The sequence below is a fragment of the Streptomyces sp. NPDC028331 genome (assembly GCF_055565775.1).
Map to the genome: position 1 here is coordinate 107,024 of NZ_JBVHTR010000011.1, position 6,697 is coordinate 113,720.

Sequence of the window (6,697 nt, forward strand, 5' to 3'; positions counted from 1 at the left end):
GGAGACGAGGAGATGAGCGAGCGAAGCGGTGCATGTTTGAGCAACCGTTTTTCTGCCGTGAAAGTAGTGGACGGGAGTAGGCGGCGGTCAAGAGGGACGACACGAAATTTTCCCGCTTGCTCGCGGGGTGGCGTTCAGGCCCGCGCCGGTGCCAGGATGGTGCGCACCGTCACCCCCGAGGAAAAGGTTTGCCCGTGACCTCTCCTGCAGGCGTCCCCTCCGCCGGCCGTGCGAAGCTCGCCGATGTCGCCGCCCTCGCGGGCGTCAGCGTCGGCACGGCGTCGAAGGCGCTGAACGGCGGGGGCAGGATGCGTCCCGAGACCCGGCAGCGGGTGCTGGACGCGGTGGAGGAACTCGGGTTCCGGCCCAACCAGCACGCCCAGAGCCTGCACACCGGCCGCAGTTGGACGGTCGGGCTGATGACGACGGACGGCATCGGCAGGTTCAGCACTCCGGTACTGCTCGGAGCCGAGGACGCTCTCGGGGCCGGGAAGATCTCCGTGCTGCTGTGCGACACGCGCGGCGATGCCATCCGGGAGCAGCACCATCTGCGCAACCTGATGGACCGGCGGGTGGACGGCATCATCGTCACCGGCCGCCGGACGGACCCCCGCCCTCCGCTGACCGGCATCGAGTCGGTCCCCATCGTCTACGCGCTCTCGCCCTCGACCGACCCGGCCGACACCTCGGTGGTCTCCGACGACCGGGGCGGGGCCCACCTGGCCGTCGACCATCTGCTGGCCACCGGGCGCACCCGGATCGCGCACGTCACCGGCCCGGAGCACCACGCGGCGGCCCGCGACCGCGCCCGCCACACCATCGAGCACCTGGAGCGCGCCTCGCTGCACCTCGCGACCGGGCGGGTCCACCACGGCGAGTGGAGCGAGGCATGGGGCCGCCGCGCCGCCGAGGCCGTCCTGCGCACCGCACCGGACACGGACGCGTTCTTCTGCGGCAACGACCAGATCGCCCGGGGAGTCACCGACACACTGCGCGAACGCGGTGTGGACGTCCCCGGCGACATCGCGGTCGTGGGCTACGACAACTGGGACACCATGGCCCTGGCCAGCCGCCCGCCCCTGACCACCATCGACATGAACCTCGCCGAGATCGGCAGGATCGCCGCCCTGCGCCTGCTGGAGGCCATCGACGCCGAACCGGCACCGGGCCTGCACACCGTGCCGTGCCGCCTGGTGGTCCGCGAGTCGAGCTGAAAGCCCGCGGGGCCCTGCGGTCCCGTCGCCGAACGGGCCGGCCACGGCAGCCGGGCGAGCCGCGCGCCAGGTGATGCGGGCGCGGCGGTCCGGCCGGCGCGCGTGCGGCGCCGGCCGGACCGCTGGTCGCTGCGGCGTTCCCCGCGGCAGCGGATCGCTTACCGGGAACCAGCGGCGGTCTTCCGCCCGGCGGCGCGGCGCTCGGTGGTCCAGTAGAGCAGCGCCAGGGCCGGCAGGGCCGCGCCGAGGACGGTGACCGCGCTCCAGCCGCCCGCGTGGTAGGCGATCGAGCCGAGCTGGGAGCCGAGGGCACCGCCGAGGAAGAAGGTGGCGATGAAGGCCGAATTGAGGCGGGCCCGGGCGCCGGCGTCGAGCTGGTAGATGGTGTGCTGGCCGAGGATCAGGGTGGTCTGCACGGCCATGTCGATGAGGATCGCGGCCAGGGCGATCAGCACGATGCTGTGTCCGCCGAAGCCGGCGAGTGCGAAGGCGACCGCGGCGACGGCGAACGCGACACCGGTCATCGGACGGACGAGCTCGCGGTCGGCCCAGTGCCCGGCCAGCGGCGCGATGGCCGCACCGGCGGCTCCGACGAGGGCGAAGACGCCGACACCGACGGGGGAGTAGTGGAAGTGCGGGCCGGTCAGGACGTAGGAGACGGTGGTCCAGAAGGCGCTGAAGGCACCGAACATCGCCGCCTGGTACAGGCCGCGGCGCAGCAGCACCGGATGCCTGCGCACCAGCGCGGCGGTGGAGCGCAGCACGTGGTGGTACGGCACGGTGGTGGTGGGGGCGTGCTGGGGCAGTGCGACCCGCAGGGCCACGGCCAGGAGGGCCATCAGGACGGCGGAGCCGAGGTAGACGACGCGCCAGCCGGCGACGTCGGAGACCAGGCTGCTGAGGGTGCGGGAGAGCAGGATGCCGGTGAGCAGACCGCTCATCACCCGGCCGACGATCCGGCCGCGGGCGTGGTCGGGGGCCAGGCTCGCCGCGAAGGGGACCAGGATCTGGGCGACGACCGAGGTGCCACCGCTGATCAGGGAGGCGGCCAGCAGCATCGGGAACCCGGTCGCCAGACCGGCCGCCACCAGGGCGAGGGTGGTGACCGCCAGCAGAGTGGTGATCAAACCGCGCTTCTCCAGCCGGTCGCCGAGCGGGACCAGGAAGAGCATGCCGAGCACGTACCCGACCTGGGTCAGCGTGATCAGGAGGCCCGCGGTGGCCGTGCTGACGTGGAAGACGTCGCGCAGGGACGTCAGCAGCGGCTGCGCGTAGTAGAGGTTGGCGACCGTCATGCCGGAGGCGACGGCCAGCAGCGCGACCAGCCGGCCCGGTACGTCATGGGCGGCCGGGGCGCTGGTCGTGGCGTGGTGTGACGTGTGCAGATCGGTTGACTGGGACACGTGACCTTCTTCGTGGGGGACGAGCCGGGGCCCGGCTCGTCGATGGCGCCGGTGGTGACCGAGCAGCTCCCTTGCCGCTCACCGGGGACAAGCGCGCGGGACCCCGTTTTGCTTCCTCATCCGCGGCGATGGATCTCGATGTCAGTCATCTCGGCGGCAGATGAACGCGTGCGTGGGTGTCGCCTCGGGCTGAAGACCGGGGTGGGGCAAGCCCGGCGGGCGAGCCGTCAGGCGATGTGCCGCAACAACGCCGCGACCGCCGCAGGCGGCTGACCGGGAGGACGTACCACCATCACCTTCCAGGTGGGCGCGTGCCGGGCGAACCGATACGTCGCCAGGTCGGGGAAGCGCCCGGCGATGGACGGAGGCATGATGCAGACGCCCAGGTCGTTGCGGACCAGTTCGGACGCGGCCACGATGTCGTTGACCTCGAAGATCGTGCCGCGGTCGACGCCGGCGGCGCGGAAGGCCCGGTCGACGGCGTGCCGGATCGCCCAGCCGGGGCTGAAGTCCACCAGGGGCAGCCGTGCGACCTCGTCCGGATCGACGGCGCCGTCAGGGGTGCTCACCGTGAGGTCCCGCCGGGGCGAGGCCACCAGGACCATCTCCTCCCGGGACAGCAGCCGGGTCACCAGCCCCCGCTGCTGCTGGCGGTCGAGCGCCACCACCGCCAGGTCCACGGTGCCGTCGCGCAGCGCCTGCCGGATGTCGGCCACCGCCGCCTGCCGTAGCTGTACCACCACTTGCGGGTGTTCGGCCCGCAGCGCGGCCAGGGCGTGGTGCAGTCCCGCCCAGACACCCTGCATCGTGCCGACCGTCACCCGGCCGCGCAGTTCCCCCTTGGCCGCGTCGACCGCCTCGCGCGCCAGTTCTGCGGCGCGCAGTGCCGCTCGTGCCGCGGGGACGAACGCTTCACCGGCGGGGGTGAGGGCCACGCGGTGTGTGGTCCGGGTGAACAGGGGTGTGCCGAGCTCGCGTTCCAGGGCGCGGACCGTGCCGGAGACCGCGGACTGGACCACGTGCAGACGCCTCGCCGCCGCCGTGAACCCGCCCGCGTCCGCCACCGCGACGACGACTTCCATCTGCCGCAGGTCCATCATCCGCTCCCGGTGACGCAGCGCCCGTCCGCAGGGCACGCAATGATCTACGCCGCATGGTATGCGGAGCGCGGTGAGGAGGAGCAGGCCGCCGGGAACCGGCTCGCCCGTTCCGGCGCCCGCTCGTGCGTGCCGCCGCCACGGCGCGGACCGCCGCCCCTTCGCCCCGTCAGTCGGGCAACGTGCCGTCGTCGGGCCAGGGTTGGCGTGACGGTACGGCGGCGCGCATCGACCTCAGCGCCAGCAGCAGAACCCCGATGTCGTCCAGGTACACGGGATCCGGCAGCAGGTCGGTCGGCAGCACCAGGTACAGCACCGCGCCCCAGAACAGCCAGCGTGGCCCCGTGGGCAGTCCGGCACGGCGCAGGTCGCGGCGCGTGCGGACCAGCCGCAGCAGCAGGGCGAGGGCCACACCGAGCAGGGCCGCCGCGAGGACGGCGGCGACGGCGAGCGCGGCCCAGGTCGTGGAGTCCATGCGCAGCTCCGGGCATCCGTAGGAGTCGTCCTCTCCTACGGATGCCCGTTTCGCGGTGGACCGTGCCCGCCGGGCCCGACTCCTCGGGCCGCCGGGGAGAAAACGGTGGCGCGGCGTGCGTCAGTGCCCGGGGCGTGCCAGGTTGCTGTCCACCAGGGCCTGGCTGACGGCGCGTACGCTGCGCGCGATGTGCTGCAGTTGCATGACCTCGGCGGCGTACATCTTGATCGTGTGCTCGATGACCGACTCCGGCAGGCCGAGAGCCGGCAGTTCCGCGCGGGCCGTCTGCAGCGCGGTACGGGCCACCCGCACCTCGTTCTGCACCTGGATCTGGGCGTGCCGGGCGAGCAGGACCGGGTGACGGATGAGGGCCGGGTAGCTGGCGTAGCGCGCGGGCACCAGTTCGCGGAGCCACTTGGTCGCCGACCGCTCCCAGTCGTAGCTGCCGGGGGTTTTGACCTGGCGCGGCCAGTCCGAGCTGATCGGCGAGTACGTCGTCAAGGCCATGATGTTCGCTTCCGGTCACGTCGGCTCAGGGTGCTGCGGCGACTTCGGCGGCGGCTCCGGTCTAGGGGAGGGCCGGAGCCGCCGCCCAGGATGCCCGCGCAGCGGGGCCCGGCCGGACACCCCGGAGCCCGTGGGTAGGAGCGGACAGCTCCGGTCGTCCGTACGGCGCTTCCCGGCTGTCCCGGGCTGCGATCCGGGGAGAAGTATTTATATATACCGCCGGATACGCAAGAACATGAAAAAATTCATCTTCGATTTGACGGGAGAGGTCCCGTTTGGCGGCCTCTGCCGACGGCGCCGGGCCGGTCAGTCCTTGAGGAAGAACTGGTGCTCGTCCGCGATCTGCTCGTACTCCTCCAGGCGGGCCTGCGTCCGCTCCGGATCGGCGTCGGTCATCGCCTGCAGCAGGGCCGCGGCCATCAGACCGGGGGCGGCATAGGAGTCGAACACCAGGCGGGAGCCGGTGCCGGTGGCGAACACGACGTCGGCCTCGTCCGCGAGCGGACCCAGCCCCAGGTCCGTGACCAGGGCGACCTTCAGCCCCGCGCTGCGCGCCACCCGCACCGCGGTCAGGCTCTCCTGGGCGTGCCGGGGCATCCCGAAGGCCAGCACCCACGTGCCGCCGGCCTCCCGCGACTGCAACAGCGCGTCGTAGGCGACGGTCCCGCCGCGCGTCACCAGCCGTACATCGGGGTGGACGCGGCGGGCACCGTAGGCGAAGTACTCGGCGAGCGAGGCGGAGATCCTCAGCCCCATCACGGTCAGCGGCGTCGACTCCGACAGTGCCCGCCCGATCCGGATCACCTGGTCGGGGTCGGCGAAGTCCCGGCGCAGGTTCTCCAGGTTCTCGATCTCGGCGTCCACGGCCGCCTGCAACTCGTTGGCGCGCTCCTCCGCCACCGTGCCCGGGCTGCCCAGGGTGCTCAGGGCGACGGACTGCAGCTTCTCCCGCAGCGCCGGGTAGCCGCTGAAGCCGACGGCCGCGGCGAAACGCGTCACCGAGGGCTGGCTGACGCCCACCCGCTCGGCAAGATCCGTGATCGACAGGAACGCGGCCTCGGTGATGTGCTCGATCAGGTACTGGGCGATCCGGCGGTGCCCCGGCGACAGCCGGGGACCGTCGAACAACTCCCTGAGCTGGGACGTCGGGCTGGCACCCGCTTCCGGGGCCGTCTTGCCCGCAGTGATCGCAGATGCCTGCGCGCGTGCCTGCTGCGGCGATGGCACCGGACCTCCTCCGTTGTGTCCCGAGGCCTTCAACATAGCTCACGGACAGCGCTGACCAGGGGGCTTACCGCCCACATCGCGGACAGCCCGCCGACAGGCGGGCAGGTCGCACCCGCCGTACCGTCGTGCATGGGCCCCCTGCGGCGGGGTACCCGGGTCGGCCGTCCGGTCGGCCAACGGGTCTGCCATCGCGAGGAGAGGAGCGGCCGTGAACTCGCCCGAAACACACGCACCCCAGGTCGAAGTGGTGGTCAGCGACTGCTCGGCGGCGGATGCCGGGAACCTGTTCGCCGAACTGTGCCGGCACTTCGGATCGGACCGCGCCACCGAGGACGCGCCCCACGAGGCGCACCGGTCCCGGCCCACCATGTGGACCGGAACGTTCGACACGTCGGCAGCGCGCGACGCCGAGCACACCTCGCCGCCACCGCCGCTGTCCGGCCCGGTCAAGGCAGAGCTGCAGGGCGAGCCCAGGGCGGTGGAGCGCCTGCGGCGCGCCCTGGACGAGCTGTACGCCGTCCACCAGCTCGGCGTCGTCGCCGGCGACCAGGAGATCGACGTAGAGCTGCGGCTGGAGAGCCGCGCGCGGACCTGAGCGTCACACCTGGCGTCATGCCGGCGCCGCCGCGGGGCACCAGTAGGGGGGGGGGGGGGGGGGGGGGGAGAGCACCCCCCCCCCACCCCCCCCCCCCCTCCCCCCCCCCCCCCCCCCCCCCTCCCCCTCCCCCCCCCCCCCCCCCCCCCCCCCCCCCCCCCCCCCCCCCCCCCCCCCCT

General features: G+C 72.9%; 7 protein-coding genes. 2 read left to right on the plus strand and 5 right to left on the minus strand.

Annotation, left to right across the window (positions count from 1 at the left end; translation table 11 throughout):
* The first annotated feature begins 194 nt into the window (after positions 1–194).
* A complete protein-coding gene (locus ACZ4SW_RS18280; protein ID WP_468244036.1) occupies positions 195–1,214 on the plus strand; it encodes a LacI family DNA-binding transcriptional regulator in 1,020 nt (339 codons plus the stop codon).
* Positions 1,215–1,372: 158 nt separating this feature from the next.
* Here the strand turns inward: ACZ4SW_RS18280 and ACZ4SW_RS18285 are convergent, their stop codons facing one another.
* From ACZ4SW_RS18285 to ACZ4SW_RS18305, 5 genes are all read right to left on the minus strand, one after another.
* A complete protein-coding gene (locus ACZ4SW_RS18285) occupies positions 1,373–2,599 on the minus strand; it encodes an MFS transporter (protein WP_468244406.1) in 1,227 nt (408 codons plus the stop codon).
* A gap of 245 nt (positions 2,600–2,844) precedes the next feature.
* Positions 2,845–3,714: a LysR family transcriptional regulator gene (locus ACZ4SW_RS18290; RefSeq protein ID WP_468244038.1), complete on the minus strand. Its 870-nt coding sequence runs from the start codon at positions 3,712–3,714 to the stop codon at positions 2,845–2,847.
* A 169-nt stretch (positions 3,715–3,883) separates the two neighbouring features.
* The gene (locus ACZ4SW_RS18295) at positions 3,884–4,189 is read right to left on the minus strand and encodes a YkvA family protein (RefSeq protein WP_468244041.1); all 306 of its coding nucleotides are present in this window, start codon (positions 4,187–4,189) and stop codon (positions 3,884–3,886) included.
* Between the two features lie 120 nt (positions 4,190–4,309).
* Positions 4,310–4,696 carry a hypothetical protein gene (locus tag ACZ4SW_RS18300; RefSeq protein ID WP_468244044.1) on the minus strand — a complete coding sequence of 129 codons (387 nt, stop codon included), beginning with the start codon at positions 4,694–4,696 and terminating at the stop codon, positions 4,310–4,312.
* A 306-nt stretch (positions 4,697–5,002) separates the two neighbouring features.
* On the minus strand, positions 5,003–5,923 hold the full coding sequence (locus tag ACZ4SW_RS18305; protein ID WP_468244047.1) for a MurR/RpiR family transcriptional regulator: 921 nt from the start codon (positions 5,921–5,923) through the stop codon (positions 5,003–5,005).
* Between the two features lie 208 nt (positions 5,924–6,131).
* Here ACZ4SW_RS18305 and ACZ4SW_RS18310 point away from each other — a divergent pair, with 208 nt between their 5' ends.
* Positions 6,132–6,518 (plus strand): hypothetical protein, encoded by a 387-nt coding sequence (locus ACZ4SW_RS18310; protein WP_468244050.1) that lies wholly within the window; start codon positions 6,132–6,134, stop codon positions 6,516–6,518.
* Positions 6,519–6,697 lie beyond the last annotated feature (179 nt).